The following is a 24,353-nucleotide window of genomic DNA, read 5'->3' as shown; positions in this document are numbered from 1 at the left end:
CTCGTTGCGTGACGCGTCTACGGAGGGGGATCACAGCGACCGACGGCGGCGAGACGGTGATCGAGGCGGCCGACGGCGGCCGTCGTATCGTCCGCGACGCCGTCGACAGCGCTCAGGCAGAGGCGCGGGACCTGCGCTCGGAAGCGGACGAGAGCGGCTGAGGGCCGACCGGCCGCGACGGCCCGAACATCTGCGGGGTCAAGGGTCCCCCGACGGGGTGACAGGACTCGAGTATGCCGGGCTTCCCGTCGCCCTTCGGCGCCGACGACGAGGACCTGTTCGACGGCTACGACGAGTTCGTCGCGGGGCCGGTTACAGGTCCCGCCAGGCGCCGAGGAACCGCTGGACCGCGGTGAGGTGGCCGACCGCGGCGAACAGCGCGAGCAGCAGGCCGACGACGTTCAGTCCGGCGACGATCGGCGCGGAGTAGACCGCGGCGACCACGCCGACGATCCCGGCGAGCGCGAGGCGGTCGGCCCGGCCGAGGAGCCCGCCGTACTCGCGGCCGATGCCGACCGCCTGGATCTGCGTGCCGAGGTACGAGGTGAGGAGGACGCCCGTGACCGCGGCGAAGCCGAGCGCGTACGCCTCGACGCCCGCCGTGAGCCCGGCGATGATCGCCACGTCGGCGTAGCGGTCGAGGACGTGGTCGAGGAAGTCGCCGCCGTCGGAGGCGACGCCCTGGTGCCGCGCGAGCGCGCCGTCGACGACGTCGAGCCAGCCGTTGAGGAGGACGAGCAGCGCGCCGGTCGCGTACAGGGGCGCCGACCCGAGGGCGAAGGCGGCGGCGGCCCCCACCGCGACGAGGAAGGCGATCACGCTCACTTGGTCGGGCGAGAGGCCGAGCCTGTCGGCCGCCGACACCCACGGGCCGAGCAGGCGGTCCGCCACTGAGCGGTACTGGTCGAGGGTCATCTACCGTCTCGACGCTCGCGGCCGGCTCATATATAATCGATGAAGTCCACGGTGCCGGCGCTCGGCTCGCGCTCGCCCTCGACCGCCGCGCGGATCGCGTCGGCGACCGCCGCGGGCTCGCGGTCGGTCGCGTCGACCTCGTAGACGTTCTCCGCGCCGTGTTCCGCCACGGCCTCGGAGAGGATCACGTCGAGAGCCTCGCTCTCCGCGTTTTCGGCGGCCGTCTCCGACGACTCGCCGCGCTCGGCGAGGCGGGACTCGATCGCCTCCGGGCGACAGCGCAACACGACGACGCGGTCGACGTCGAACCGGTGCGCGAGGTGGGAGTCGAGGACGCCGGTCCAGTCGCCGAGGTGATCGCGGACCGCGTCGAGGTCGGCGACGAGCGTGTCGCGGTCGGCGTCGCGCTCGGTCCAGAGGTCGTCGTCCGACTTGATCCGCTCGTTGAGGTGGATCACGTCGTACTCGTCCTCTAAGAGCGCCGTCGCGGTCGACTTGCCGGTTCCGGGGGTGCCCGTGACGGCGACGCGGTCGGCCCGGCCGCGGTCGGTTCTCTCCTCCGCGTCGGCCCGCGCCGCGGCCTCAGCGTCGCCGCTCACGCGCTGACACCGAGTTCGAGGTCCGCCAGCGTCTCGTTGAGGAGGGCGACCGCCTCGCGGGTCTCCGCGCGCGTCCCCGTGGAGACGCGGACGTGCTCCGGGAGGCCGAACGAGGTGCAGTCGCGGACGATGACGCCGCGCTCCTGAGCGGCCTCGGCGACGCGCTCGCCGTCGCCGACCGCGGCGAGGACGAAGTTCCCCGCGGAGTCGACGGTGGGCGCGTCGAGCTCGTCCGCGATGTACTCGCGGGCCCAGCGCGCGGACTCGACGGACTTCTCGACGTGCCCCTCGTCGTCGAGCGCGGCGAGCGCGGCGCGGCAGGCCGGCTCGTTGGCCGCGAACGGCGTGTTGACGCGGGCGTACGCCTCGCCCCACGCCTCCGGGACGACGCCGTAGCCGATCCGGAGCCCGGCGAGGCCGTACGCCTTCGAGAAGGTGCGGAGGACCGCCACGTCGTCGCGCTCGTCGGCGAGCGGGATCGCGCTGTCCACGTCGGCGAACTCCCCGTACGCCTCGTCGACGACGACGAGCGTCTCCTCGGCGGTCGCGTCGGCGACCGCCTCGACCTCGTCCAGCGGGATCGTCGAGCCGGAGGGGTTGTGCGGCGAGGTGAGGTAGACGATCCGCTCGCCGCCGTAGGCGGACAGCACCGTCTCGGCGTCCTGCGCGAACCTGTCGGCCGGGGAGAGCTCGTACTCCGTCACCTCGCCGTGGTGGTACCGCGAGGACATCGCGTAGTAGGCGAAGCCGGGGCTCGGCACCAGCACCTCGTCGCCGGGCTCTAAGACGGCCCGCGAGAGGTAGTCGATCGAGCCGTCGGCGCCGGGCGACACCCACACCTGCCCGTCGTCGACGCCCCACTTCTCGGCGATCCGTGCGGTGAGGTCCGTGTGCGAGGACTTCGGGTACTGGTTCACGCGGTCGGCGTGCTCGCGGATCGCCTCGACGGCCGCCGGGCTCGGCCCGTGCGGGTTCTCGTTCGAGGAGAGCTTGATGAGGTCGTCGGGGTCGAGCCCGCGATCGCGGGCGACCTCCTCGACGCCCCGCCCGGGCACGTACGGCGAGTGATCGGAGAGATCCCGTGGTTCCATGTCACCGGGTCGGGGACCGGCGGGCTTAAGCGTGGTCTTGGCGGTCGAGGGCTCGCGACGGGGGCGCCCCGCGGCTCACGACGACGGGGCGTCGGCGAACCGCCGCTCCGCCTCGGCGACCACGTCGGGGCGCCCCGCGAGCTCCACGGCGACGGTCTCGCTCCCGTAGTCGACGCCCGCGACCACGCCGCGGTCGTACGCCCACGAGAGCGCGGCCTGGGCGGCGCCGCCGTTGGGCGCCTCGACCGTCGCGGTCGCCGTCGGCAGCGCGTCGGCCACCGCGTCCGCGAGGTCGGCGAGCCCGGTCCCGTCGCGGACGCTGACCGGGACCGGCGGGCGGAGCGCGTCGACGACGGGGGCGTCCCGGGGGTCCAGGTCGGCGACCGCGTCCTCGTAGGCCTCGACCGCGGCCGCGAGCCCGTCCGCTCCGACCTCGTCGGCCTTCGACAGCACGGGGATCACCGGCCCGTCGGTCGCCTCGATCGCCGACAGCGACGCCGTGAGCTTCCGGCGGAGGTCGGCACGGTCGTCGCTCGCGTCGACGACGAGCACCGCGCAGTCGGCCGCCCGGATCGCGTCGATGGTCGTCCGGAACGAGCGCACCGACTCGTGAGGGAGCCCGTCGAGGAAGCCGACGGTGTCGGTGAGCAGCGCGCGCCGCCCGCCGACCGTCGCCCGGCGCGTCGTCGTCGAGAGCGTCTCGAACGGGCGGTCGGCGACCGCGAGCGGGCCGTCGCGGTCCGCCGGTTCCCCCTCGCCGTTGTCGTCGCGGTCGGCGTCACGAGGCCCGCCCCCGTCGCCGAACTCGGGGTCGTCGACCTCGTCGGCGAGCCGGCGGGCCAGCGTCGACTTCCCGGCGTTCGTGTACCCCGCGAGCGCGACGAGGTCGAGTCCGGCGTCGCGGCGCTCCGCCCGTCGGGCCGCCCGGTCGTCGGCTATCTCGTCGAGCGCGCGCTCGGCCGACTCGATCCGCTTCTCGACGTCGAGCACGCGGCTGTCGCCCTCCGGCTGGAGGCGCACGTCCTCGCTCGCGTCGCGGGCGACCGCCTCCCGGAGCCGGGGGAGCTCGTAGCGCAGCCGCGCCAGCTCCAGCTGACGGTCGGCCGCGCGCGAGTCGGCGGCGTCGGCGAACAGCTCCAACGCGAGGCGCGGGCGGTCGATCACCGCGGTCCCGGACGGCAGCAGGTCGCCGAGCGAGAACGTCTGTCCCGGTGACAGCCCCCCGTCGTAGATCACCGCCTCGGCGCCCGCGTCGGCCGCGAGCCGCATCAGCTCCTCTGCCTTCCCGCGGCCGAGGTCGTAGGTCGGGTCCTCGCGGCGCCGCTGTGTGACCTCGCCGACGACCGCGTAGCCGGCCGCGGCGGCGAGGTCCCGGATCTCCGCCGTGTCAGGCGGCTCGCCCTCGGACCGGGCCGCGACGACGGCGGGGGTCGCGTCGGGATCGGCGGGGTCGAGAGGGGAGGTGTCGATCGATTCGGCGGTCTCGTTCGTCGTGGCGTCGTCTCGTGACATTCGGTCGGGCGCTCGCGTCGGCCCGGAGAGGGGAGCGTCTCGCGCTCCGGTCGCGGTGCTGCGGCGCGGGCGACCGACCCCGCTTCGCGGACGGGGCGGCCGCGTCGCGCCGCGGCGGTACCGTCAGCAGCCGTCGACGAACGAACTGGTCTCCATACCTCCGACTCCGCGGGCTCGCACATAAGCGTTCACCGGAAACGCGGTGTGGTACCGAGACGCGGAAACGTGGGTGTCAGAACGGCGCGCCGGTCAGGGGATGCGAACGTCGTGTTCCAGCGTACCGACGCCCTCGACCTCGACCTCGACGGTGTCGCCGTCGGCGAGCGCGCCGACCCCCTCGGGGGTGCCCGTCGCGATCGCGTCGCCGGGTTCGAGCGTGAGGTACGTCGTGATCTCCTCGATCAGCGTCGGCACGTCGAAGATCATGTGCTCGCGGTCGCTCGACTGCTTCGTCTCGCCGTTGACGCGGAGCTCGACGCCCGCGTCAGTGGGCACCTCGTCGGGCGTCGCGAGGACCGGGCCCAGCGGCGCCGCGCCGTCGAACGCCTTCCCGCGCACCCAGTTCTGCTCGCGGTTCTGGTCGTCGCGGTTCGACACGTCGTTCATACAGGTGAACCCGGCGACGACGTCCATCGCGTCGGCGGCGTCGACCGCCTTACACTGCTCGCCGATCACGACCGCGAGCTCCGCCTCCCAGTCGATCCGGTCCTTGCCGGCGGGGACGGTCACGGTGTCGCCGTGGCTCGCCACCGCGTTCGGCGGCTTGAGGAAGAGCAGCGGGCGGTCGGGCACGTCGTTGCCGAGCTCCTCGGCGTGGTCAGCGTAGTTGCGCCCGATACAAACGATCTTCGACGGGTCGGTCGGCGCGAGCACGTCGATGTCGGGGTCGGAGAGCGCGTACTCCTCGCCGCCGAAGGCGACCGTGTCGGTCGCCGGGTCGTACTCGCCCTCGCGGATCGATCCGGCCGGGTCGCGGAACCGTGCGCGGTACATACGCGGCCGAACGGGCGGCCCCCCGAAAAGCGTTCCCGGAGAGGCAAGCGACGACCGTGACAGGGCGTGCTCGCGGGCTCACTCGGTCGAGTCGGTCGCCTCGCGGACCGAGTCGGTCGCCGCCGCGTCCGTCGCGTCGCCGTCCGCGGCGTCGACGGTGGAATCCTCGTCCGCGGCGTCCGTCTCCGAGCCCTCGTCGGCGAAGCGCGAGTCGGTGGCTTCCCCCGCCTCGCCCGTTACTTCGTCGAGCGACGGCGCCCCGACGCGGTCCCCGAACAGCTCGGAGCGCGCGCAGTCGGCACAGTAGTGGTTGTGGCGGATCGCGTGGGTGCGGACCGGCACGCCGGCGACGACCGTCTCGTCGCGGCGACGCCTGACGAGGCCGCGCTCGAACGCCTCGCCGCAGACGACGCAGGACTCGTCGACGGACTCCGGGGGTCGGACGACCCGGTGATCGACCGTCCGCTGCCGGCCGAAATCGGTGAGTCCGTGCCGTCGACCGAGGCGGCGCCTCACGGCCGGCGCGGCCCCCGCCCCGAGCAGGGCGAACGCGAGCCCGACCAGCGCCACCGGCGGGGTGCCGGACTCGAACGAGAGGAACGCGATCCAACCGCCGATCAGCAGCAGTAACCCGCTCAGGAGGTACGCGGAGACGGTTTCGACCGTCCCCCCGCTCTCCACGCTCGACGGAAGGCGAGCGCGCGTCTCGTCGCCGCGCACGAGCCGCCGTCGCTCGGCCAGCTTGGAGTAGTGCCACCAGCCGTACAGCAGGTTCCCGATCCCGCTGGTGAAGAGGAACAGGAGGATGTGGACGCCGACGGAGCCGATTCCCCTGTCGACGAGGATCACCCGGTCGCCGGCGTCCTGTTCGATGTCCCACCCGGCGTCGAGGTGGTCCTGGACGCGGCGGCGGAAAGCGCGCTCGCTCTCGTCCGGCGACGAGGTCGAGCGCGACGTGGACCGGTCGTCCGACCGCTCCGACCGGCCGCTCGACCGCTCGGACGCCGCGGATTCGCCGCCGGACCGCGACGCGCCGCAGTTCGAACAGAACCGGTCGTCGTCGTCGAACGCCGCGCCGCAGTCGGCGCAGTACGCGGGGCCCGCGGCGCCGTCGAGGTCGGCGCCGCAGTCGGGGCAGAAGCTCGCCCCGTCCGGCACCGCCTCGCCGCAGGCGGGGCAGGCGGCCGGCGGGCCGCCGGGCTCGCTGGTCTGGGAGGGCATCTACCGGACGTTCGCGTCCGTTCCGGTTAATCGCTTTCGCCGACGGGCGACGGCCTCCGCGGCGTCGAGTTTTATTACGACGCGCCGAGACGTACGGAACGGACCATGGAACTCACCTGGCACGGCCACTCCACGTGGCACGTCGTCGTCGAGGACACGGAGCTGCTCATCGACCCGTTCTTCGACAACCCGAAGACCGACGTCGACCCCGCGGACCTCGACCCCGACTACCTCCTCCTGACCCACGGACACGCGGACCACATCGGCGACGCCGCCGAGTTCCCGGACGCGACGGTGGTCGCAACCCCGGAGCTGACCGGCTACGTCCAGGAGAACTTCGGCCACGAGCACACGCTCCCGGCCGGCGGCATGAACATCGGCGGCACCGCCGAGTGCGGCGACGCGTGGGTGACGATGGTCCGCGCGGACCACTCGAACGGCATCGAGAACGACCCCGACTACTCCGCCGGCATGCCGACCGGGTTCGTCGTCGGCGACAAGAAGCCGACCCAGGAGTCGGACCCCGACTGTACCACGTTCTACCACGCCGGCGACACGGGCCTGATGTCCGAGATGGTCGACGTGATCGCCCCGTACCTCGAACCGGACGCCGCCGCCCTGCCCGCCGGCGACCACTTCACCATGGGGCCCGCGGGCGCCGGCATCGCCGCCGACTGGGTGGGCGCCGACGTCGTCTTCCCGATGCACTACGACTCGTTCGGGCCGATCGAGATCGAGACCCGCGAGTTCGTCAACGAGGTGAAGGCCGCGGGCGCCGCCGCCGAACCCGTCGTCTTGGAGGGCGACGAGACGTACACGCTCGACTGAGGGGGCGACGACCCCTCCGGTGATTCCGCCATTTTTCGCAGCGTTCCCGTCCGGAGCGACGCGACCGCGCTGTATCGACCCCGTCCGTCCCCCGGCACTCACGTCCCGTGTCGGCAGCCTTTAGCGGCGGGAGGACGAAGGGTCGGTCGACTATGGCAGACATCGAGACGTCCACGGTTTCCGAGGAAGGGTACGCCAGCACCAGCCAGGTCGGCGAGTTCGACCTCCAGATCGACGCCACCGACGAGACGGGCCCGAACCCGAACGCGACGCTCGTCGCGACGTACGCCTCCTGTTACCTCCCGGCGCTCCGCGTCGGCGGGAGCCAGCGCGGCGAGGAGGACCTCGGCAAGATCCAGATCGACGCGAGCGCCGACCTCGACGACGAGGACGACCTCGAATCGATCGCCTTCGACGTCCACGTCGAGGCCGACCTCGACGACGAGACCGCCGCCGACATCGCCGAGCGCGCCGAGGGCATCTGCCACGTCCACAGCGCGCTCCGCGAGGAGCTCCACGCCGACGTCAGCGTCTACCCCGGCGCGTTCTGAGGCCGGACTCCCGCGTCGACGCCCGCTTTTTTTCGACCGTCCCCGCCCGCTCAGTCCCGCGGCTCCGCCTCTTCGGCGACCGGGCCCGAGGGGTCGGCGGGCGGCGCGGGCCCGTCCGCGTCCGCCCCCGGGCGGTCGAGCCCGGTGAACTCGAACCGAGCGCCCCCGCGTTCCCCCTCCGTCACGGCCACCTCCCAGCCGTGCGCCTCGGCGATGCGCTGGACGATGGAGAGCCCGAAGCCGGTGCCCGTCTCGGAGGTGGTGTAGCCGCTCTCGAACACCCGGTCCCGCTCGTCGGCGTCGATCCCGGGGCCGTCGTCCTCGACGTAGAACCCGTCCGGGAGGTCGCCGACGACGACGCGCTGCCCGCCGTGTTCGGCGGCGTTTCGATACAGGTTCCCGAGGAGCTGCCGGACCCGGCCCGGGTCGGCGCATATCTCCCCGTCGGCCTCCACCACGACCTCGACCGGCGCGTCCGGCTCGTCCCCGCCGGCCGCGTCGTCGCCGAACGGGTCCTCGCCGTCCGCCGATCCGAAGGCGTCGTCGCTGTACCCGGCGGCCAGGTCGCCGAGGTTGACGGGGTCGAACGACCCGACCGCCTCGCCCTGCTTGGCGAGCGCGAGCACGTCCTCGATCAGCCGCTCCATCTCGTCGAGCGCGCGCTCGCAGCGGTCGAAGTAGGAGTCGGTCCCCGTCTCGCGCGCGAGCCGGAGGTACCCCGAGAGGACGTTGAGCGGGTTCCGGAGGTCGTGCGAGACGATGTTCGCGAACTCGTCGAGCCGCTCGTTCTCCCGCTCGATGCGGCGCTCGTACGCCTTCCGCTCGGAGATGTCGCGGCTGCTCGCCAGGAACCGGTCCTCGCCCTGGACGTCGATGCGCCGCACGTGGACCTCGGCGGGGAACGTCGAGCCGTCGGCGCGGGCGAACGTCGTCTCCAGTCGGACCGTCTCGTCCACCTCCAGGCCCTCCCAGAGCCGAACCCCCTCCTCGGGGTCGAGTTCGGCGTCGACCTCCCACACGTCCATCCCGACTATCTCCTCGCGGTCGTACCCGAGCGCGTCGGTCATCGCGCGGTTGGCGTCGACGATCGACCCCGCTTCGTCGTGGATGTCGACCATGTCCGGCGAGCGCTCGAAGAGGGCCTCCAGGCGCGCGGAGGTGCGTTCGAGCCGACGCTGTCGGCGCCGCTCGGCGGTGACGTTGCGGGAGATGCCGAGCACCCCGTCGAACTCCCCGTCGATGACGAGCCGTGTCAGCCCGTAGTCGACGATCGCAGCGGGCTCGTCCGGGAGGTCGACTTCGACCGTCCCGGTCAGCGAGTCGCGCTCGCCCTCGACGAGTTCGCCGTACTCGTCGCCGTCGGCCGCCTGAATGCGCTCGACGAGGCGGCTCTCGCGGCCGACGAGCGACTCCGGGTCGGTGCCGAACACGTCGGCGATGTGGTCGTTCGCGAGCGCGATGCGGCCGTCGGCGTCGTAGATACACACCGACTCCGGCAGCTCGTCGACGATGCGGCGGTAGCGTTCGAGCTCGCGCTCGCGCTCCTTCTCTTCGGTGACGTCGATGTGGATCCCGACGGCCCGGAGGGGCTCGCCGTCCTCGGTCCGCTCCACGACGCGGCCCCGGTCGCGGATCCACTTCCAGTCGCCCGACTTGGTCCGCATGCGGAAGTCGCTCTGGTAGGGGTCGGTCTCGCCGGCGAAGTGCGCCTCGATGGCGTCCCAGGCGTCGTCGATGTCGTCGGGGTGGACGCGGTCCTCCCACGTCGACAGGTCGAAGTCGATCTCGTCGATGTCGTGGCCGAGCATCCCCGCCCACCGGTCGTCGAACCGGACTTCGTCCGTCCGCACGTTCCAGTCCCAGACGCCGACGTCGGCCCCTTCGACGGCAAGCTGGAGCCGCTCCGAGACCTCCCGGAGCTCCCGCTCGCGCTCCCGGCGCTCCGTCACGTCGCGGAAGTACAACGCCAGCCCGTCGGCGGTCGGGTAGGCGTTCACCGCGAGCTCCGCGTCGAGGCGGTCGACGTGGTGCTCGAACTCGGTCGCCTCGCCGGTCTCGACGACCTCGCGGAGCGCCGCCTCCGCCTCGGTGCCTGCGACCTCCGGGAACAGCTCCCAGATCCGCTCGCCGAGCAGCGCGTCCGCGTCGCGCTCGACGAACCCCGCGGCCCGCTCGTTGAGGTAGGTCAGCCGCCACTCCGAGTCGACCTGACAGAACGCGTCGCTGGTGCGCTCCAGGTGCGCGGCCAGGCGGCGACCGCCGCGCGCCTCGGAGACCGCGCTCGCGACCGCGCTCGCGAGCCGCGCGAACTCGTCCGCCGGCTCGTCCCGTCGGACGTACTCGTCGACGCCGGCCGAGACGGCGTCGCTGGCGACCGCCTCCGACCCCGACCCGGTGAAGAGCACGAACGGCACGTCGCCGTGGCGGTCGCGGACCGTCTCTAACAGCCCGACGCCGTCGACCTCGGGCAGTTCGTACCCGGAGACCACGCAGTGGAACGACGCCGACGACAGCGCGTCCAGCGCCGACTCGGCGCCCTCGACCGTGACCGCCTCGAACCGGTCGTCGCGCGCTTCGAGCCGCGAGGCCGCCGTCTCGGCGAACGCCGGTTCGCCGTCGACCACGAGGACGCGTACGAGCGACGCCCCTCGTCCCCCCTCGTCGCCGCCGGCTCCGTCCGCTTGTCTCATCTGCGTAGTTGTTTTCTACTCGACATGATAACCGTTTCGCTCGGTTTCATCGGACGACCGTCGAAACGGAAATGCCGGAGCCGACGGGGAGGACCGCCGTCTCCACGGCGTCGTCCGAGCGGACGGTCCCCACGTACTCGCCGACGCCGCGCGTCTGGGCGTCGACGGCGGCGTCCGGGAGCGGCTCGCCGGCCTCGAAGTGCGCGACGAGGTCGCCGAAGTCGATCGGGCCCCGGGCGATGTTGTCGGCGACGACCACGCCGCCGGACCGGACCTTCGGGAGGACGGCCCGGTAGGCGTCCGCGTACCGCTCCTTCTGGTGATCGATCAGCACCACGTCGAAGGGGCCGTCGTAGCGGTCGACGGTCTCCATCGCGTCCCCGACCTCGAAGGTGACGCGGTCGGCGTACCCGCCCTCGGCGGCGAACGAGACGCCGCGTTCGGCCTCGTCTGCGTCGAACTCGGTACACACCACGTGCCCGGCGCCGCCACGGAGGAACCAGGTGGCGGAGTAGCCGAAGCCGGAGCCGAACTCGAAGGCGCGGTCGGCGTCCGTCAGTCGCGCGAGCAGGCGGAGGACCGCCCCCGCCTCCGGCCCGATGATCGGGAAGCCCCACTCGTCGGCGAGGTCGGCCATCTCCGCCTGCGTCTCGGTGTGTTCCGGCGCCGTCGCGGCCAAGAACCGACGCGCGGGGTCGGTGAGCACGTCCATACCGCCGTCTCGGACGCGTGAAACTTAAATCGGACCGGCGGGCCGGCCGGGCCGAGCCCGGCCCGGGCGCTCGGCGACCCTGAAAACTGTTAAGTCCCGCTCGGTCGACCGGTTGAATAATGTACGATCCTGAGGAACTCGCCGCGATCCGGGAGGCCAAGGAGTCGTGGGAGGACGGGACCTACGGCGACACTGTCGACCGGTTCGGCGAGCGGGAGGAGACGTTCACCACCGACACCGGGGGCCAGGAGGTCGACCCGCTGTACACGCCCGCCGACGTCGACGTGGACTACCGGGAGGACCTCGGTTACCCCGGGGAGGAGCCGTACACCCGCGGCGTCTACTCGACCATGCACCGGGGGCGGCTGTGGACGATGCGCCAGTACGCCGGGATGGGCACCGCCGCCGAGACGAACGAGCGCTTCCGCTACCTCATCGACGAGGGCTCGTCGGGCCTGTCGATGGCGTTCGACCTCCCGACGCAGATGGGATACGACTCCGACGCCGCGATGGCCGAGGGGGAGGTCGGGCGGTCGGGCGTCGCCATCGACACGTTGGACGACTTCGAGACCGTCTTCGACTCCATCCCGCTCGACGAGGTCTCCACGTCGATGACGATCAACGCCCCGGCGGCCGTCCTCCTCGCGATGTACGTCGCGATGGGCGACAAGCAGGGTGTCCCGCGCGACCAGCTCCGGGGGACCATCCAGAACGACATCATGAAGGAGTACATCGCGCGGAACCTCTACATCTACCCGCCGAAGCAGTCGATGCGGCTGATCACGGACATCTTCGAGTTCTGCGCGGCCGAGACGCCGAAGTTCAACACCATCTCCATCTCCGGCTACCACATCCGCGAGGCCGGCTCGACCGCGGCCCAGGAGATCGCCTTCACCCTCGGCGACGGCATCGAGTACGTCGAGGCCGCCCTCGACGCGGGCCTCGACGTCGACGAGTTCGCCCCGCAGCTCTCCTTCTTCTTCAACGCCCACAACAACATCTTCGAGGAGGCCGCGAAGTTCCGCGCCGCACGGCGGATGTGGGCGCAGATCATGGACGAGCGCTTCGGCGCGGAGAACCCCAAGTCGAAGCAGCTGAAGTTCCACACCCAGACCGGCGGGTCGACGCTCACCGCCCAGCAGATCGAGAACAACGTCGTCCGCGTCTCGTATCAGGCGCTCGCGGCGGTCCTCGGCGGCACCCAGAGCCTCCACACGAACGGGAAAGACGAGGCGCTCGCGCTCCCGACCGAGAAGTCCGTGCGCACCGCGCTCCGCACGCAGCAGATCCTCGCCCACGAGTCCGGCGCGGCCGACACGATCGACCCGCTTGCGGGCTCGTACTACGTCGAAGACCTCACCGACGGGATCGAGGAGGAGGCGTTCGAGATCCTCGAAGAGGTCGACCGCCGCGGCGGGATGTTAGAGGCCGTCGAGAGCGGCTGGGTCCAGCGACAGATCCAGGACGTTGCCTTCGAGCGCCAGCGGGAGATCGAGGAGGGCGAGCGGATCATCGTCGGCGTCAACGAGTTCGAGGTCGACGAGGAGCCGGAAATGGACTTGGAAGAGGTCGACCCCGAGCAGGAGCAGAACCAGCGCGACCGGCTGAACGGGGTGAAGGCCGAGCGCGACGACGACGCGGTCGACGAGGCGCTCGCGGGGCTCCGCGAGGCCGCGCAGGGGTCCGAGAACGTGATGCCCCACGTCGTCGACGCGGTGAAGGCGTACGCGACGGTCCAGGAGATATCTGACGTGCTCCGCGACGAGTTCGGCGAGTACAAGCCCGGGCGGTGAGCGGGAAGGCGGCGGCGACGGTTCCGAGCCGCCCCCGGCGGCGCGCTCAGTCCGCGCCCCTGACGACGTGGCCGTACTTCAGCGCCGCGACGAAGACCCCGCCGCCGACCGCGTTGCCGACGGTCGCGAGCGCGAGGAACGAGAGGTAGTCGGCGATCGATATCGCGGGCGAGGAGAACAGCCCGAACAGCACCTCCACGTTGCCCGCGATCGAGTGCGGCAGGTGGAGCATCCCGATGGTACCGGTGACGATGAAGACGAGCAGCAGGCGACCGGTCGTCTCCTGGGCGGCCGTGATCAGCCACGCCAGCAGCCCCATCAGCCACCCGGCGAACACGCCGCCGACGAACAGCCACGTGAGGTCGTGGGTGACCAGCTTGAGCGCGATCTCCTCGAACGCCGCGGCCTCGACGACGCCGAGCCCGGGCGTCAACAGGGTCGCGAGCAGGGCGAACGACAGGCCGCCGATCAGGTTCCCGACGTACACCAGCCCCCAGAGGCGGCCCAGCTGGCCGAGCGAGGCCTGCCCGTCCATCACGGGGATCACGGCGAGCATGGTGTGTTCCGTGAACAGCTCCGACCGACCGAGGATGACGAAGACGAACCCGACGGAGTAGACGGTCGCCAGCAGCAGCTCGGTCCCGAGGTCGCCGTATCCGCCCGGCGACAGCGTCAGTACGACGGCCATCAGGAGGGGACCGAACCCGATGTCGAGCCCGGCGGACAGCCCGGAGAGCAGCAGCCCGGACCGCTCGCGGTTCATCTCGTGGACGGCGCTGTCGAGGATCGAGTCGAGGATCGTCCGCGACGTCTTCTGCTCTAAGGCCGTGTCGGGGTTCTGGTCGCTCACGGGATGGCTCTGCCGCCCGTTGTCACTGGAGCTACCCAACACTTTCCATCGGTCGACCGGGCTGCCGGGACCGACAGTCGCCCACGTCTCCCGACCGCGTTCCCGCTCGGTCGCGCCGCCCGGGGCCATTTATGTCCGCGCGCCGCGACGGTCGGGTATGCGCTTCGATCACGTCGGCGTCGCGACGCGGGACGCCACGGCGCTCGCGGACCTGTTCGGCGGCCTGGTCGACGCCCCGGTCGCTCACGAGGAAACGTTCGACGGGATGCGCGTCGTCTTCCTCGAACTCGACGGCGGCGGCTACTTCGAGCTGCTCGAACCGGACGCCGGCGGGACTATCGCGGACTACCTCGACCGCGAGGGACCCGGCGTTCACCACGTCGCGCTCGCGGTCGACGACCTCCCGGCCGCGCTCGACGACGCCCGCGACCTCGGCATCGACCTCGTCGACGAGGAGCCGCGCCCCGGCGCGTGGGGCCACGAGGTCGCCTTCTGCCACCCGCGCTCGACGGGCGGCGTGCTGGTCGAGTTCGTCGAGCACTGAGGCGGCCCGTCGGCGCCGAGAAACCGACGGCGCGGCTCAGTCCCCGGACTCGGCCTCGACCGCCGGGTCGTGGGTCTCGTACCAGTCGAGGATCTTCTCCAGCCGATGGATCGCGCGGTCGGGGCCGCCGATGTTGTGGTGTTCGTCCGGGTAGACGACCAGCTCTGCGTCGACCCCCTGCTTGCGGGCGGCGACGTACAGCTGCTCCGACTGCGAGGGGGGACAGCGCCAGTCCTCGCCGCCGGCCATGACGAGCAGCGGCGTCTCGATGTTCCCGGCGTCGAGGATCGCGGTCGACGCGTCGAACGCCTCGGGGTTCTCCCACGGGAGCCCGAACTCCGCCTCCATCCAGACGTGCGTGTCGTCCGTGCCGAACGCCGACCGGATGTCGTAGATCCCGTGTTCCGGCGCCGCGGCGGCGAAGAGGTCCGGCTCCTGCGTGACCAGGAACCCCTGCGCGATGCCGCCGTACGAGAAGCCGTGGCCGAACACGCGGTCGGGGTCGACCCAGCCGCGGTCCGCGAGCGACTCGACGCCCGCGGCGATGTCGTCGACCTCCGCGGTGCCCCACTTGCCGGTGAGCTCGGCGGTGAACTCGCGGCCGCGCGAGGTGCCGCCGCGGTAGTTCGGGCGGAAGACGAGGTAGCCCCGGCTCGTCAGCGCCGCGTGACCGAAGCTGAAGACGGGCTCGTCGTACGACATGGGCCCGCCGTGGATGGCCACCACGAGCGGGTGGTCGCCGGACTCGGGGTCGATCTCGGGGTCGTGGTAGAGCACGCCGTCGAGCGTCCAGCCGTTGGACTCCCACTCGACGCGCCGCGCCTCCGGGACCGCGAACTCGTCGACGAGCGACTCGTTGACGCGGGTGAGCCGCCGGAAGGAGTCGGGCTCCGTGGCCGCGTCGAGGTCGTCGACGTCGACCGCGTACAGGTCGGTGCCCTCGGTCGGGTCGGAGAGGACGACGACCGCCGTCGACCCGTCGTCGGCCACGTCGACCCCGGCCATCGCGCGGTCGCGGCCCTGCGCCTCGAAGACGCGCTCGACGGTGCCGTCCGTCTCGACGCGGACCAGCCGCGTCTGGCTCTCGTCGGCGATCCGGGCGTATATCTCGCCGTCGACCCACGCCGGCTCGCCGCCGCGGGCGACCGTCCGGTCGAGCGCGGCGGTGAGGGAGGCGGGCTCGCCGCGGGCGTCCGCCTCGTCCGCTGCGTCGACGAGGTACACCTCCGCCGGGGCGGGCGGGTCGTCGGGGTCGCTGGCTACCGTCGCGATCCCGTCGCCGTCGGGGCGCCACGCCGGCGCGCCGTGGGTCAGATCGCCGCCCGTGAGCCGCTCGGCGTCGCCGCCGTCGGCCGGGACCGCGTAGAGGTCGCGGACGGAGGTGTCGTCCGGGCGGTCGAGCCGGCAGGAGGTGAACGCGATCCGCCCGTCCGGGCCCCACGTCGGGTCCATCCCGGCGATGTCCTCGAAGGCGCCGCCGCCGTAGGCGTCGTCGAGCCGGCGGGGGTCGCTCCCTGGTTCGTCGAGGTCGACGACGAACAGGTACCGCGTCACCTCGTCGGTCCAGCCGGCGCCGTTGACCTTGTGCTGAAGCCGGGTCGTCTCGATGGGGCCGCCCTCCTCGCGCACCTGATCGAGGTACTCGGACTCCTCGTCGGTCGGGTCGCGCGACTCGATCACCAGGCGGTCGCCCGAGGGCGACCAGTCGAAGTCGGCGACGCCCTCGTCGCGCTCGGTGACCTGCCGCGCGTCGCCGCCGAGCGCGAGGTCGAAGATCCACACCTGCGGCTTGGGCCCGTCGTCGCCGTTTCCGAGGGGTTCCTCGCCGTCGCCCTCGCTCTCGGCGTCCGCGTCCTCGTCCCCGCTTTCGGCGTCCTCCTCGTCCCCCTCGTCGTCTCGGTCGCGCCAGCCCACCCGCTTCTCGGCGTCGCGGTCGCGAGCGGCCACGAACGCGAGGCGGTCGCCGTCGGGCCCCCACGACGGTGCGGAGGCGCCGGAGGCGCTCGTCAGGCGGTGCGGCTCGCGGGAGCCGTCGATCGGGGCGACGAAGAGGGAGGAGACCGCCTCGTCCGCGGCCTGGTCGTACTCGGTCGCGGTGAAGGCGACGCGGTCGCCGGCGGGGGAGACGGCGACCTCGCCGATCTGGGTCAGGTCGTAGTACGCGTCCAGCGGCAGTTCCGACATGAACGCACCCAGCGGCGGGCGGAGGAAATACGTTCGGGCCGCGGAACCTCGGCGACCGAGGGAGCGCGGTCGCCGGCGACGCGGGCCGCGAGGGCGACCGACTTAACCGCGACGCGACCGCACCGCCGCTCGTGTTCCGCGACCTCTCGCGACCGATCGAGACGGGGATGCCGACCTACCCCGGCGACCCCGACGTGACGCTCGCGCCCGCCGCGACCCACGAGGCCGACGGCTACGCGACGAGCGAGCTCCGGACCGGAACGCACGCGGGAACGCACGTCGACGCGCCGCGGCATACGGTGCGCGGGGGCGAGTCGATAGACGAGCGAGACGTCGGCCGGTTCGCGTTCGACGCCCGCCTCGTCGACCCCCGCCCGCTCGAACCGCGGGAGCCGATCCGCCCCGGCGCGCTCCCCGAACCGGACGCCCTCGACCCCGCGGTCGACCTCCTCGTCCTCCGGACCGGCTGGGAGTCGCACTGGGGGACCGACCGATACCGCGACCACCCGTACCTGACCGCGGCGGCCGCGGAGCGGTGTCGGGAGGCGGGCGTCGGCGTCGGGCTCGACGCCTTCGGACCGGACCCGACGCCGACGGCGGGCGGAGGGGCAGACGGAGAGGCGAGTGAGGACGGCGAACCCGCGGGGACCCCCGCCCACGACGTCCTCTTGGGCGCCTCGCTCCCGGTCGTCGAGAACCTCTGCGGCCTCGACGGCCTCCCGGCGCGGTTCCGGCTCTCCGCCTTCCCGCTCCGGCTCCGCGGCGCAGACGGGTCGCCGGTGCGCGCGGTCGCCGAGTGGGAGGATTAGACGGACGCGGACCGCCGCGCGGGCCGGCTCGCGGGCGGCCCAGACCAAACCCGTTTTAAGCGTCGGCGACGAACCGCGTCTCAAGGTCGATATCCATGGAAATGCCACGCCGCTTCAACACGTACTGCCCCCACTGTGACTCCCACCAGGAGCACGAGGTGGAGAAGGTCCGATCGGGTCGCGCGACCGGAATGAAACGCGACGCGCGACAGCGACGCCGCGCGCTCGCGACCATCGGCAACGCCGGCGGGTACTCGAAGGTGCCCGGTGGCGACAAGCCGACGAAGAAGACCCACCTGAAGTACCGCTGCGGCGACTGCGGGAAGGCCCACATGCGCGAGGGATGGCGCGCCGGCCGTCTCACGTTCCAGGAGTAAGCATGGCGGGAGACTTCCACCGCGTCGCCTGCGGCGACTGCGAGAACGAACAGGTCGTCTTCGGCAAGGCCTCCTCGACGGTGTCGTGCGCGGTCTGCGGCACGACCCTCGCGACCCCCACCGGCGGGGAGGCGGAGCTTCACGGCGAAATCGTCGAAACCGTTGAGGCGCGGTAACCGCCTCACCGCTCCGTCATGAAGTACAGCGGCTGGCCCGAACCCGGCGAGTTGGTGGTCGGCGACGTCGACGAGATCGCCGACTTCGGCGTGTTCGTCGACCTCGACGAGTACGAGGACAAGCGCGGCCTCTGCCACATCAGCGAGGTCGCGTCCGGCTGGATCAAGAACGTCCGCGACCACGTCCGCGAGGGACAGACGGTCGTGGCGAAGGTGCTCGAGGTCGACGAGTCGTCGAACCAGATCGACCTCTCGATCAAAGACGTCAACGAACACCAGCGCAAGGAGACGATCCAGGACTGGAAGAACGCCCAGAAGGCCGACAACTGGATGGAGATCGCGCTCGGCGAGGACGTCGACGACGACCGCTACACGTCGGTCGCCAACGCGCTCCTCGCGGAGTACGAGAGCCTCTACGACGCCTTCGAGGCGGCGGCGATCCGCGGCGACGAGGCGCTCGACGACGTCGACGTCGACGCCGACACCGTCGACGCGGTCGTCGCGGCCGCCCGCGATAACGTCTCCGTCCCGTACGTCGACGTGACCGGCTACGTCGACCTCGAATCGGCGGCCCCCGACGGCGTCGACGACGTGCGCGACGCGCTCGCCGCCGCCGAAGGGAACGGCGAGGTCCCGGACGGCGTCGACCTCGACGTCGGCTACGTCGGCTCGCCCGAGTACCGGATCAAGGTCCGCGCGCCGGACTACAAGACGGCGGAGTCGCAGCTCGAAGCCGCCGCCGAGCGCGCCCGCGAGGCGATCGAGGCCGCCGGCGGCGAGGGCGAGTTCCACCGCGAGCGGCGCGAAGACGACGAGTAACTCGGTCCGACCCGACGCTTTTCATCCGTGAAATCAGACATCCGCGTCTGCGCGAACTGGGCGGCCGCTCACGAGCGGCCGGTGTACGCGCTCGGCGAGCGCTGTCCGGTCTGCGGCGGCCCGACCGAGAACAGCGCGCCCGCCCCGTTCGGCCCGGAAGACCCGTACGGCGAGTACCGACGGCGGGCGCGGCGACGCGGCTCGGAGTAGGCGCGGACGCCGCGGCGGCGTCCGGGCTGTCCTCATGACCGCTCGATCGCGAGCCACCGGAATAGCCACGCTCTTGTGACCGCCGCCCGGACGGACGGAGTATGGAGGACATCGAGATCGACGAGGTCGCGACGCCGGAGCTCACGGACCCGGTGTTGATCGAGGGGCTGCCGGGCGTCGGGCACGTGGGGAAGCTGGCGGCCGAACACCTGCTGGAGGAGTTCGACGGGGAGCTCGTCCGCCGGGTGTACGCCACGGAGTTCCCGCCGCAGGTGAACGTCGACGACGGGGGGGTCGCGGAGCTGACCTGCGCCGAGTTCCACGCCGTCGAGACCGACGGCGCCGACCTGCTCGTGTTGACCGGCGACCACCAGGCCGGGTCGAACGCGGGCCACTACAAGCTCACCTCGACGTTCCTCGACGTGGCCGAGGCGTTCGGCGCGGAGCGCGCGTTCGCGCTCGGCGGCGTCCCGACCGGCGAACTGGTCGAGGAGTACACCGTCCTCGGCGCGGCCTCCGAGGACGCGCTCACGGAGGACTTGGAGGACGCCGGCGTCGAGTTCCGCGCCGACGAGCCGGCGGGCGGCATCGTCGGCGTCTCCGGGCTCGTCCTGGGGCTCGGCGGTCGCCGCGGGTTCGAGGCCGCCTGCCTGATGGGCGAGACGAGCGGCTACCTCGTCGACCCGAAGAGCGCCCGCGCCGTGCTGGAGGTCCTAGAGTCCGTCCTCGACCTCTCCGTCGGTTACGAGAGCTTAGAGGACCGCGCCGAGGAGATGGAGGAAGTCGTCGGCAAGATCCGCGAGATGCAGGAGGGACCGGCGGTGCCGGACGACGACCTGCGTTACATCGGCTGACCGGACGCGACCGCCGCGACCCGCTCGTTCTCTGCGGGGCCGTTCGTTTCCGCCGGAGAACCGGAACTCCCGCTTCCGGCAGAGATAAATCACGTCCCCGATCATCGTTCGTGTATGACAGAGGTACGCGTCGCCGGGGTCGGGCTCACTCCCTTCGGCAGTCACCCGGAGCGCACCGGCCGCGACCTGTTCGGGGAGGCCGCGCTTCGGGCGTTCGAGGACGCCGGCGTCGACAGGGCCGACGTCCAAGAGCTGAACTACGGCAACTTCATGGGGGCGCTCGCCGAGCATCAGGGCCACCAGGCGCCGCTGATGGCCGAGGCCGCCGGGGTGCGCTGCCCGGCGACGCGCTACGAGTCGGCGTGCGCGTCGGCCGGCGTCGCGGTCCGGGAGGCGGTCCGGACGGTGGCCACGGGCGACGCGGACGTGGTCCTCGCGGGCGGGATGGAGCGCATGACGAACCTCCCGACCGCCGAGGTCACCGAGGGGCTCGCCATCGCGGCCGACGACCTCTTCGAGGTGCGGTCGGGCGTCACCTTCCCCGGCGCCTACGCGCTCATGGCGAACGCCTACTTCGACGCCTACGGCGGGAGCCGCGAGGACCTGGCGCACGTCGCGTCGAAGAACCACGCCAACGCCGTGCCCAACGAGTACGCCCAGTACCGGAAGGAGGTCTCCGTCGCGGAGGCGATGGACGCGCCGCCGGTCGCGGCGCCGCTCCACCTGTACGACGCCTGCCCGATCACCGACGGGGCGAGCGCGCTCGTGCTGGTCTCCGCGGAGTACGCGGAGCGGAACGACCTCGACGCGCCGGTCGCGGTGACGGGCACCGGACAGGGGACCGACCGGATGGCGCTCGGCGACCGCGACCGCCTCGCCCGGACGCCCGCCGCGGACGACGCCGCCGACGCGGCCTACGCCGACGCCGGCGTCGGGGCGAGCGACGTCGACGTCGCGGAGGTCCACGACTGCTTCACCATCGCCGAGGTGCTGGCGCTGGAGTCGCTGGGACTGTTCGAGCCGGGCGAGGGGATATCGGCCGCCCGCGAGGGGGTCACGACCGCCGACGGCGACCTCCCGGTGAACCTCTCGGGCGGGCTGAAGGCGAAGGGCCACCCGGTCGGCGCGACCGGCGGGTCGCAGATCGCCGAGCTGACCCGCCTTCTCCGCGGGGACCACCCCAACAGCGAGCACGTCCCCGACGCCGAGGTCGGCGTCGCGCACAACGCGGGCGGGACCGTCGCCAGCGCGGTCGTCCACGTGCTGGAGGTGGCGGAATGAGCGACGCGGACACGGGCGGGGAGGCCCCGCCGACCGACCGCGACTACGCCGAGTGGCTCGACGCGCTCGCGGACGGCGAGGGGTTCGCGCTCGCGTGTCCGGACGGCCACGGCTCGCTCCCCCCGCGCCGCGTCTGTCCCGAGTGCGGGTTGCCGGACCTCTCGCGGGAGCCGCTCCGCGAGACGGGGACCGTCGAGACGTACAGCGTCGTCCACGTCCCGTCGCCCCGCTTCGCCGACGACGCGCCGTACGCGACCGCCGTGGTCGACTTCGGCCCGACGCGGCTGACGGGGATCGTCCGCGGCGACGACTCGGACGAGGACGCCGCCCCGGACGTGGCGATCGGTGACGCGGTGACGGCCGCCGTCGGCGAGCGGGCCACCGACGGCGAGCGGCTCGTCGTCTTCCGTCCCGCGCCTGACCGGTCCCCGGACGAGTGAGCCGAGCGCGAGCGCGTCGAGCCACTCGGCGTGGTCCCGCGGCGAGTGAACGCCGCCCCGGAGCCGACGTCGCTCGCGGCCTTCCCCGTCGATTTTCGGGGTCCGAGGCGCGGACGGGCAAAACCATTATACGCGAATGGTAAGTATTCCGAGCGTATGCCCGACCGCATCCCGGTCCTCCTCGTCGACGACGACCCGGACCTGCGAGAGGTCACTGCCTCGTACGTAGAGCGCGAGGCGGACCGGATCGCGGTCGAGACGGCGCCCGACGCGGACGCCGGGCTCGACGCCCTGGCGGACGGCGAGTTCGAGTGCGTCGTCTCGGACTACGAGATGCCCGGCCGGGACGGGCTGGCGTTCCTCGCCGCGGTCCGCGAGCGCTGCCCGGACCTCCCGTTCATCCTCTTCACCGGCCGGGGGTCCGAGGAGGTCGCGAGCGAAGCGATCTCCGCCGGCGTCACCGACTACCTCCAGAAGCGCGGCGGCACGGAGCGGTACGAGCGGCTGGCGAACAGGGTCGTCGAGGCCGTCGAGAAGCGGCGGGCCGAACGGGAGGCCGAGGAGGCCGTCGGTCAGTTCCGCGCGGTCGCGGAGGGGGCGTCGGACGCGATCCTGTCGGTCGACACCGACGGCGTGATCGAGTTCGCGAACCCGGCCGTCGAGTCGGTGTTCGGGTACGAGCCGAGCGAGCTGGAGGGCGAGCCGCTGACGACGCTGATGCCCGACCGGCACCGGAACGACCACCTCGGCGCGGTCGAGCGATACCTCGCCACCGGCGAGCGGAGCGTCGACTGGTCGGACGTTCGGTTCGACGCGCTCCACCGCGACGGTCACGAGGTCCCGGTCTCGCTGTCGTACGGCGAGTTCACCGCGGACGGCGAGCGACACTTCGTCGGCGTGATCCGCGACGCCACCGACCGCGACCGCCACCGGGCGTTCATCGAACACGCCAGCGACGTGGTCGCCGTGCTGTCGCGCGACTGGCGGTTCCGGTACCTGAGCCCCTCTTGCGAGCGCGTGACCGGCCACGCCCCGTCGGACCTGCTCGGCGAGCGGTCGCTCGACTACGTCCACCCGGAGGACCGGGAGGCGGTCAGGGCGGCGTTCGGCGAGCTGGACGCCGAGGGCGGCCCGCCGACGGCCGAGTACCGGTTCGAGACGGCCGACGGCGAGTACCGGTGGCTCGAATCGGTCGGAAGCGAGCGGATCGAGACGGACGCCACCGAGGGATACGTCGTCACCACGCGGGACGTCTCCGAGCGGAAGGAGCGCGAGCGGACCCTCGCCCGGCTCCGCGAGTGGACCCGGGACCTCAACTACGCCCGGACCACCGAGGAAGCGGCCGAGCTGGCGGTGGACGCGGTCGACGACCTGATCGACGCGGGACTGAGCGGGATCCACCTCCGCACCGAGGAGGGTGACCGCCTCGAACCGGTCGCGCTCGGCCAGTCGGTGCCCGCGCTGTTCGAGGAGCAGCCGTCGTACGACCGGGACGCGCCGCCGGGGACGCGGGCGGCGATGGCGTGGGACGCCTACCGGAGCGACGAGTCGCTCGTCGTCGACGAGCTGTCGGCGTACGAGCCGCTCGACGAGCCCTCGCCGGCGGAGAGCCTCGTGTTGCGCCCGATCGGGGACCACGGGCTGTTCGTCGTCTCCTCGCCGGAGCCGAACGAGTTCACCGACACCGACGTGCTCGTGGCCGAGATCCTCACCGGCCACCTCGAGGCGGCGTTCGACCGCATCGAGCGGGAGAGCCGCGTGGAGCGGCTCCACGACGCGACTCGGACCCTCGTCCGGGCGGACTCGCGGAAGGAGATCGCGGAGCGGGCGGTCGAAGCCGCCACCGACGTGCTCGGGTTCTCGATCGTCACGGTCCGGATCCACGACGAGGACGCCGGCGGACTGGTGCCGATGGCCGTCTCGCCGAAGGCGGTGGACCTGCTGCCGGAACGGCGGACGTACACCCCCGACGGGGGGAGCCTGAACTGGGGCGCGTTCGACGCCGGCGAGCCCCGGAAGTTCGACGACATCCGCGAGACCGAGGCGCTCGACGCCGACACGGACCTCCGCAGCCTGCTGATCGTCCCGATCGGCGACTACGGGACGATATCGGTCGGCGAGACGGAGCCCGGCGTGTTCGGCGGCGTCGACGAGTACCTCGCCGGAATCCTGGCGACGGCGGCCGAGACGGCGTTCCAGGCCGAGGCGCGCACCCACCGGCTCGCGGAGCGGACGTCGGAACTGGAGCGACAGAACGACCGCTTAGAGGAGTTCGCGGGGGTGGTGTCACACGACCTCCGGAACCCGCTGGAGGTCGCGCGCGGCCGGACCGAACTCGCCCGCGAGGAGTGCGACAGCGACCACCTCGCGGCCGTCGAGCGCGCGCACGGCCGGATGACCGCCCTGATCGACGACCTGCTCACGCTCGCCCGCGAGGGCGACCCCGTGACCGACCCCGACCCGGTGGACCTGAGCCGGGTCGTCGGCTCCTGCTGGCGGACGGTCGACACGCGGAACGCGACGCTGCGCGCCGGCGCAGAGGGGATGATCCTCGCGGACGAGGGACGGCTCAAACAGCTGTTAGAGAACCTGATGCGGAACGCGATCGAACACGGCGGCGACGACGTGACGGTCGCGGTCGGGACGCTGCCGGACGGCTTCTACGTGGCCGACGACGGCCCGGGGATCGACCCCGACCGCCGGGAAGACGTCTTCGAGGCGGGGCACACGACCTCGCAGTCGGGAACCGGGTTCGGGCTGCGTATCGTCGAGCAGGTGGCCGACGCGCACGGCTGGTCGGTGCGGGCGGGAGCGAGCGAGGACGGCGGCGCGCGGTTCGAGATCACGGGTGTCGAGTTCGAGGAGTGAGCCGGTTCGAATCGGGCGGGAAAAAGGGAGCAGAGG

At 72.2% G+C, this 24,353-nt stretch carries 24 protein-coding genes; 14 read left to right on the top strand and 10 right to left on the bottom strand.

All coding sequences use genetic code 11. The features are described from left to right. Positions 1–8 precede the first annotated feature (8 nt). Complete coding sequence (locus AMR74_RS19040) at positions 9–161, top strand: hypothetical protein (RefSeq protein WP_158293558.1); 153 nt, start codon at positions 9–11, stop codon at positions 159–161. Positions 162–312: 151 nt separating this feature from the next. Here AMR74_RS19040 and AMR74_RS06265 read toward each other — a convergent pair whose 3' ends face one another. The 6 genes from AMR74_RS06265 to AMR74_RS06240 all read right to left on the bottom strand — a co-directional run bounded on the left by AMR74_RS06265 (position 313) and on the right by AMR74_RS06240 (position 6,331). Further along, positions 313–915: a CDP-alcohol phosphatidyltransferase family protein gene (locus tag AMR74_RS06265; protein ID WP_053771203.1), complete on the bottom strand. Its 603-nt coding sequence runs from the start codon at positions 913–915 to the stop codon at positions 313–315. Between the two features lie 26 nt (positions 916–941). After that, positions 942–1,514: an adenylate kinase family protein gene (locus AMR74_RS06260; RefSeq protein WP_053771202.1), complete on the bottom strand. Its 573-nt coding sequence runs from the start codon at positions 1,512–1,514 to the stop codon at positions 942–944. After that, the gene (gene hisC, locus AMR74_RS06255) at positions 1,511–2,605 is read right to left on the bottom strand and encodes a histidinol-phosphate transaminase (protein ID WP_053771201.1); all 1,095 of its coding nucleotides are present in this window, start codon (positions 2,603–2,605) and stop codon (positions 1,511–1,513) included. Before hisC ends, AMR74_RS06260 begins: the two co-directional genes overlap by 4 nt. A 75-nt stretch (positions 2,606–2,680) precedes the next feature. Then, on the bottom strand, positions 2,681–4,117 hold the full coding sequence (locus AMR74_RS06250; RefSeq protein WP_053771200.1) for an HflX-like GTP-binding protein: 1,437 nt from the start codon (positions 4,115–4,117) through the stop codon (positions 2,681–2,683). A gap of 249 nt (positions 4,118–4,366) precedes the next feature. Then, positions 4,367–5,110 (bottom strand): fumarylacetoacetate hydrolase family protein, encoded by a 744-nt coding sequence (locus AMR74_RS06245; protein WP_053771199.1) that lies wholly within the window; start codon positions 5,108–5,110, stop codon positions 4,367–4,369. A 78-nt stretch (positions 5,111–5,188) separates the two neighbouring features. Continuing rightward, positions 5,189–6,331, bottom strand: a complete 1,143-nt coding sequence (locus tag AMR74_RS06240; RefSeq protein ID WP_053771198.1) for a zinc ribbon domain-containing protein — start codon at positions 6,329–6,331, stop codon at positions 5,189–5,191. 105 nt (positions 6,332–6,436) lie between these two features. Between AMR74_RS06240 and AMR74_RS06235 the strand changes: the two genes are divergently transcribed. Further along, on the top strand, positions 6,437–7,159 hold the full coding sequence (locus tag AMR74_RS06235) for a metal-dependent hydrolase (protein WP_053771197.1): 723 nt from the start codon (positions 6,437–6,439) through the stop codon (positions 7,157–7,159). 152 nt (positions 7,160–7,311) lie between these two features. Then, on the top strand, positions 7,312–7,710 hold the full coding sequence (locus tag AMR74_RS06230; RefSeq protein WP_053771196.1) for an OsmC family protein: 399 nt from the start codon (positions 7,312–7,314) through the stop codon (positions 7,708–7,710). 50 nt (positions 7,711–7,760) lie between these two features. Here AMR74_RS06230 and AMR74_RS06225 read toward each other — a convergent pair whose 3' ends face one another. Both AMR74_RS06225 and AMR74_RS06220 read right to left on the bottom strand, forming a co-directional pair. After that, positions 7,761–10,400 carry a PAS domain S-box protein gene (locus AMR74_RS06225; RefSeq protein ID WP_053771195.1) on the bottom strand — a complete coding sequence of 880 codons (2,640 nt, stop codon included), beginning with the start codon at positions 10,398–10,400 and terminating at the stop codon, positions 7,761–7,763. A 46-nt stretch (positions 10,401–10,446) separates the two neighbouring features. Continuing rightward, positions 10,447–11,112, bottom strand: a complete 666-nt coding sequence (locus AMR74_RS06220; protein WP_053771194.1) for an O-methyltransferase — start codon at positions 11,110–11,112, stop codon at positions 10,447–10,449. Positions 11,113–11,231: 119 nt separating this feature from the next. Between AMR74_RS06220 and AMR74_RS06215 the strand changes: the two genes are divergently transcribed. Further along, complete coding sequence (locus AMR74_RS06215; protein WP_053771193.1) at positions 11,232–12,905, top strand: acyl-CoA mutase large subunit family protein; 1,674 nt, start codon at positions 11,232–11,234, stop codon at positions 12,903–12,905. Between the two features lie 46 nt (positions 12,906–12,951). Here the strand turns inward: AMR74_RS06215 and AMR74_RS06210 are convergent, their stop codons facing one another. Beyond that, positions 12,952–13,755, bottom strand: a complete 804-nt coding sequence (locus AMR74_RS06210; protein ID WP_053771192.1) for a formate/nitrite transporter family protein — start codon at positions 13,753–13,755, stop codon at positions 12,952–12,954. 157 nt (positions 13,756–13,912) lie between these two features. Here AMR74_RS06210 and mce point away from each other — a divergent pair, with 157 nt between their 5' ends. Further along, entirely contained in the window at positions 13,913–14,299 is a 387-nt protein-coding gene (gene mce, locus AMR74_RS06205; protein WP_053771191.1) for a methylmalonyl-CoA epimerase, read from the top strand. A gap of 36 nt (positions 14,300–14,335) precedes the next feature. On the opposite strand, the gene AMR74_RS06200 is transcribed toward mce, so the two are convergent. Then, positions 14,336–16,483 carry a S9 family peptidase gene (locus AMR74_RS06200; RefSeq protein ID WP_053771190.1) on the bottom strand — a complete coding sequence of 716 codons (2,148 nt, stop codon included), beginning with the start codon at positions 16,481–16,483 and terminating at the stop codon, positions 14,336–14,338. Between the two features lie 131 nt (positions 16,484–16,614). Here AMR74_RS06200 and AMR74_RS06195 point away from each other — a divergent pair, with 131 nt between their 5' ends. From AMR74_RS06195 to AMR74_RS06155, 9 genes are all read left to right on the top strand, one after another. After that, positions 16,615–17,292, top strand: a complete 678-nt coding sequence (locus AMR74_RS06195; RefSeq protein WP_077152262.1) for a cyclase family protein — start codon at positions 16,615–16,617, stop codon at positions 17,290–17,292. Between the two features lie 95 nt (positions 17,293–17,387). Then, the gene (locus AMR74_RS06190) at positions 17,388–17,669 is read left to right on the top strand and encodes a 50S ribosomal protein L44e (protein ID WP_053771189.1); all 282 of its coding nucleotides are present in this window, start codon (positions 17,388–17,390) and stop codon (positions 17,667–17,669) included. Between the two features lie 2 nt (positions 17,670–17,671). Further along, positions 17,672–17,845, top strand: a complete 174-nt coding sequence (locus AMR74_RS06185; RefSeq protein ID WP_004595868.1) for a 30S ribosomal protein S27e — start codon at positions 17,672–17,674, stop codon at positions 17,843–17,845. Between the two features lie 18 nt (positions 17,846–17,863). Next, positions 17,864–18,664 (top strand): translation initiation factor IF-2 subunit alpha, encoded by an 801-nt coding sequence (locus AMR74_RS06180; RefSeq protein ID WP_053771188.1) that lies wholly within the window; start codon positions 17,864–17,866, stop codon positions 18,662–18,664. Between the two features lie 27 nt (positions 18,665–18,691). Then, positions 18,692–18,874, top strand: a complete 183-nt coding sequence (locus tag AMR74_RS06175; protein ID WP_053771187.1) for an RNA-protein complex protein Nop10 — start codon at positions 18,692–18,694, stop codon at positions 18,872–18,874. Positions 18,875–18,975: 101 nt separating this feature from the next. Next, entirely contained in the window at positions 18,976–19,728 is a 753-nt protein-coding gene (locus AMR74_RS06170) for a proteasome assembly chaperone family protein (protein ID WP_053771186.1), read from the top strand. Positions 19,729–19,842: 114 nt separating this feature from the next. After that, entirely contained in the window at positions 19,843–21,009 is a 1,167-nt protein-coding gene (locus tag AMR74_RS06165) for a thiolase domain-containing protein (RefSeq protein WP_053771185.1), read from the top strand. Then, on the top strand, positions 21,006–21,449 hold the full coding sequence (locus AMR74_RS06160; protein ID WP_053771184.1) for a Zn-ribbon domain-containing OB-fold protein: 444 nt from the start codon (positions 21,006–21,008) through the stop codon (positions 21,447–21,449). The genes AMR74_RS06165 and AMR74_RS06160 overlap by 4 nt, the downstream gene beginning before the upstream one ends. Positions 21,450–21,605: 156 nt before the next feature. Then, complete coding sequence (locus AMR74_RS06155) at positions 21,606–24,317, top strand: hybrid sensor histidine kinase/response regulator (RefSeq protein ID WP_053771183.1); 2,712 nt, start codon at positions 21,606–21,608, stop codon at positions 24,315–24,317. The last annotated feature ends 36 nt before the right edge of the window (positions 24,318–24,353 follow it).

It is taken from the genome of Halorubrum tropicale, assembly GCF_001280455.1.
In the GTDB taxonomy this organism is placed as follows: Archaea; Halobacteriota; Halobacteria; order Halobacteriales; family Haloferacaceae; genus Halorubrum; species Halorubrum tropicale.
Note: the sequence above shows the minus strand (reverse complement) of the source record. Positions and strands in the feature narration are given on the sequence as shown.